This window comes from Rhodosalinus sp., from assembly GCF_041685465.1.
Taxonomy (GTDB): Bacteria; Pseudomonadota; Alphaproteobacteria; order Rhodobacterales; family Rhodobacteraceae; genus Rhodosalinus.
In genome coordinates this window covers 1-3,725 of the sequence record NZ_JAWLFS010000270.1, presented here as the reverse complement: position 1 = coordinate 3,725, position 3,725 = coordinate 1, and the positions used below count along the sequence as shown (strand labels likewise).

4 protein-coding genes are annotated in these 3,725 nt (G+C 72.3%); all 4 read left to right on the top strand.

Translation table 11 applies throughout. The features are described 5' to 3' along the window. The first annotated feature begins 19 nt into the window (after nt 1-19). The gene (locus tag ACESL7_RS14155) at nt 20-145 is read left to right on the top strand and encodes a hypothetical protein (RefSeq protein WP_372893949.1); all 126 of its coding nucleotides are present in this window, start codon (nt 20-22) and stop codon (nt 143-145) included. Next, nucleotides 142-1,119 carry a response regulator gene (locus ACESL7_RS14150; protein ID WP_372893948.1) on the top strand — a complete coding sequence of 326 codons (978 nt, stop codon included), beginning with the start codon at nt 142-144 and terminating at the stop codon, nt 1,117-1,119. Before ACESL7_RS14155 ends, ACESL7_RS14150 begins: the two co-directional genes overlap by 4 nt. Before the next feature lie 144 nt (nt 1,120-1,263). After that, the gene (locus ACESL7_RS14145; protein ID WP_372893947.1) at nt 1,264-2,220 is read left to right on the top strand and encodes a hypothetical protein; all 957 of its coding nucleotides are present in this window, start codon (nt 1,264-1,266) and stop codon (nt 2,218-2,220) included. Beyond that, on the top strand, nt 2,217-3,725 hold a 1,509-nt coding region (locus tag ACESL7_RS14140; protein ID WP_372893946.1), incomplete at its 3' end, for a DUF2259 domain-containing protein. The genes ACESL7_RS14145 and ACESL7_RS14140, both read left to right, overlap by 4 nt.

Genomic DNA, 3,725 nt, shown 5'->3' with positions numbered 1-3,725 from the left:
GACCAAGCCCGGCACCGGTCTGGGCCTTGCGCTGTCGCGCGAGCTTGCCGCGCTTCAGGGCGGCACGGTGACGCTGGAAAGCTGGCCGGACCGCGGCTCGCTCTTCACGCTCTGGCTTCCGGCGGCAGCAAGGCAGGAGGCATGACCGCGCCGCCCGCCCCCCTGATCCTCTGCTGCGAGGACGAACCGGCGCTGCGCCGCGACATCGCCGACGAGTTGCGCGAGGCAGGCTACCGCGTGCGCGAGGCCGCCGACGCCGCCGAGGTCATCGCCGCGCTGGGCGAGTGCACGCCCGATCTGGTGCTGTGCGACATCATGATGCCCGGCACGGACGGCTATGGCGTCCTTGCGGAGTTCCGCCGCGATTTTCCCCACCTGAGCCATGTCCCGCTGGTCTTCCTGTCGGCGCTGGCCACGACCGAGGCGATGATCCGCGGCAAGCGCGCCGGCGCCGACGACTATTTGACCAAGCCGATCGACTACGACCTTCTGCTCTCGACAATCGAGGCACGCCTGCGCCAGACCCGGCAGGCCCGGCAGGCCAGCGCGCCGGTGGCGCGCATCGGGCGGCACCTGCTGGACCACCTGTCGGTCGGCGTGCTGGCCTACGATGCGACGGGCCGGCTGGTCCGGGCCAACAGGGCGGCGACGACCCAGCTGGGCCTCGCCGCGGCCTCAGGCGGGCCACCGCAGCCGCCGGGCCTTGCACGGCCCCTGCGCCAGATGGTGCGCGCGGCCCTCGACGGGCGGGAAGAGAGCCTGTCGATCCGGATCGAGGACGCATCTGGCGGCATGGCGGTCCTGTTCTCCTGTCCGCCGGAGGATCGCGGTGTGGATGCCGACGAGCCCGTGGTCTTCGTCTATGTCGCCGACCTCGCGCGGCGGGCGCCGCTGTCGGGGGCGGCGCTGCGCGAGCTCTTCTCGCTCACCCCCGCCGAGACAGGGGTCGCGCGCCGGCTCGCGTCGGGATCGCGCCTCGACGAGATCGCCGCCGATCTCGGCGTCTCGCAGACCACCGTTTCCTTCCACCTGCGCAACGTCTTCGCCAAGACGGGAACCAACCGGCAGGCGGAACTGGTCGCGCTGCTCCTGTCGCTGCCGATCCGGGCGGCGTCCTGATGCCGCGTCGTCGCCCCCTTCATCCGGAGGGGGCGCGGCAGCCGCAACCGGCCTAACCTGCGGCCCGCGGCGGGACGGTCGGCTACGGAGCCCGACGCGCGCATCGTGCGCAGACCAAAAACAGGACATGGGGAAGAGACGCGGATGTGGGATTTTTCATTCAGACGCAGCATCGGGCTGATGGTGCAGACGCTGCCGTTCGTGCTGCTGCGCATGGCGGTCTATTTCGGCGCGGCGCTGGCCTATGTCGTCGTCACCGGCACCGGTGCCGGGATCGGCTGGGGGATCGGCGCGCTGGGCGACGAGGGCTTCCGCGGCTCGGCCACCTTCTTCGGCGGCGTGACGGGCTTCGGCCTCGTCGCCATCGTGATGTACTGGCTCAGGGAATACGTCCTCTACCTCGTCAAGGCCGGGCATATCGCGGTCATGGTGGAACTGATCGACAACCGCCCGATCCCCGAGGGCCGGAGCCAGGTGGGGCACGCGCAGGCGATGGTGCGCGCCCGCTTCGCCGAGGCCAGCACGCTCTTCGCGGTCGACCAGATCGTGAAAGGCGTGTTGCGCGCGATCACCGGGCTGGTGCGCGGGGTCTTCACACTGCTGCCGATCCCCGGCATCAGGCAGCTGGTGACGATCCTGCGCGCCTTCCTGAACGTGGCGGTGGGCTTCATCGACGAGGTGATCCTCGCGCACGCCATGCGCACCCGCGCCACCGATCCCTGGGCCTCGGCGCGGGAGGCGCTGGTGCTTTACGCGCAGAACTACGGGCCGATGCTGCGCAACGCCGCCTTCGTCACCGTCTTCGTCTATGGCCTGAGCGCGGTGATCCTGATCCTGATGCTGGCGCCCGCGGCCGCGATCTCGCATCTCTTTCCCGGCAACCTGTCGGCGGCCGGCATCGTCGTGGCGCTGATCCTGGCGTGGTCGGTCAAGCAGGCCTTTCTTGAGCCGCTGGCGGTCGCCTGCCTGCTGCAGGCCTATTTCAAGACGGTCGAGGGCCAGACCCCGAACCCCGAATGGGACGCGCGGCTCGACGGGATGTCGGCGAAATTCCGCAAGCTGAAGGACCGCGCGATGCCGGCGGAGGTGGCCGCGCAATGAGGCGCGCCGCGCGCGCCATCGGTCTGGTCGCGGCGCTCGCCGGTCCCGCCGCGGCCGACTACACGCACGACCGGGTGATCGGCTTCTCCGAGGACGGGCGGTATTTCGCCTTCGAGACCTACGGCCTGCAACGCGGATCGGGGCTGCCCCATTCCAACATCTTCGTCGTCGATCTGGACCGCGACGCCTGGGTGCCCGGCTCGCCGATCCGTGTCGGAGCGTCGGAGGCCGACATGGCCGAGGTCGAGGCGGCCCCCTACGCCGCCCTCGCCGCGACCCGCGCCGAGGCGCGGTCCGAGGGCGCCGACCTGATCGAGGCACTCGAGATCCGCCGCCCCGCGACCGTGCTGTTCGCCCGCGGGATCGGCGAAGCGCACGAGGCGCCGTCGCGGATCACTGTCTCGCGCCCCGACCCCGACGATCCGACCCGGCCGCCGCAGGCCGCGACCACGCTGGAGCTGGAGGAGATCGCCGTTCCGGGCGGGGCGTCGTTCTGCCCCGACCCGGACGCGCTGCGCGGCTATCGGCTCACGCATCGGCCGCCGGGGCAAGACCCCAAGATCCTGCACGAGGACAGCCGCATCCCGGACTCGCGCCGCTGCCCCGTGGCCTATCGCATCGACGCCGTGCTCTCGCCCGGCCACCCGCAACCCGACGGGCGTGGCGCGGCGCTGATCTCGGTCTGGGGACAGGGGTTCGAGGGGCTCGAACGCCGCGTGATCGCCGTGCCCGTGCCGCTTCCCGGCCCGGCCGCCGCATCGATGGCCCCCGAGGGCGATAGCGTGTCCGGGGTCGCCGCCTCCTTCGTGGAGGGCTTCGCGCCCCGCAACATCCACAGGCTGGAGGAGACCCTGCGCGAGACGCTGCCCAACGATCCCGCCTCGGTCTTCCTGCCGGATGCCGACCTGTCGCCCGCCACACGCGCGGTCATGCTGGTCGACCTCGAGGAGGCCGCGCTGCGCCAGTATCGCAGCTGGATCACCGTCGAGACGCGCGAGGTCAGTCCCGCGGGGGCCGGCGGACCGGTGCCCGTGTCGCTCGTCTCGGTCGAACGGCACAATCTGGGCCCCGCGCGCCGGGCGAAGCTGGCCGAGAGCGCGGGGCCCGATCGCGTCGCGCCGCCCGAGGCCTTCGGCATCGGGCCGGACGTCGCGTGGCGCATCGCGACGCGCCCCGTGCAGGGGATGCGCGCGGATCTCGTCGCGGCGGGCCGGCACGTCTTGGAGCGGTCCGGGCAGGCGACCTGCGGTCCCCTGCCCTGCGCGGCGGCCGATCCCGCCCGGATCGACGGCGCCGCGACGGCGCCGCCGGACGGCACAGCCGCGGGGGACACGCTGCCGGCGCGCACCGATGGCCTTCCCTCCGATGCCAATCTGGTCAGGCGGCTCGAGGCGGCGGGCCCTGCAGAGGCCGTCCTGATCGAGCGCGGCCTCTGGCAGGATCACGCGGTGCAGGCGGTCGCCTTCGTCGACGGCGCCCCGGTCCGGGGCGTGATCGCAACGCCC

What these genes read in the sequence shown, in the direction of transcription:
- ACESL7_RS14150 (WP_372893948.1), top strand. Translation starts at nt 142, where the DNA reads ATGACCGCGCCGCCCGCCCCCCTGATCCTCTGCTGCGAGGACGAACCG.
- ACESL7_RS14145 (WP_372893947.1), top strand. Translation starts at nt 1,264, where the DNA reads ATGTGGGATTTTTCATTCAGACGCAGCATCGGGCTGATGGTGCAGACG.